The sequence below is a fragment of the Cohnella baijiui genome, from assembly GCF_020731285.1.
Taxonomy (GTDB): domain Bacteria; phylum Bacillota; class Bacilli; order Paenibacillales; family Paenibacillaceae; genus Cohnella.
Map to the genome: position 1 here is coordinate 1 of NZ_JAJFOW010000421.1, position 224 is coordinate 224.

A 224-nucleotide genomic window follows, 5' to 3' on the forward strand; every position below is an offset into this window, starting at 1 on the left:
GTACCGCCGTTCATGCGAGGCCAAGGACGCGGCTGGGTAACAGCAGAATACTCCATGCTGCCACGTGCTACTGAAACCCGGAATGTGCGTGAATCGAGCCGAGGAAAAGTGAACGGCAGAACGCAGGAAATCCAACGTCTTATCGGTCGTGCGCTGCGTCCTGTTGTGAATCTAGAAGCGCTCGGTGAGAGAACCATTTGGCTTGACTGTGACGTGATTCAAGC

General features: G+C 54.9%; 1 pseudogene. It reads left to right on the plus strand.

What is annotated here, in order from left to right:
* Positions 1-224: pseudogene (locus LKX83_RS33205) on the plus strand (ribonuclease PH); the annotation flags it as partial.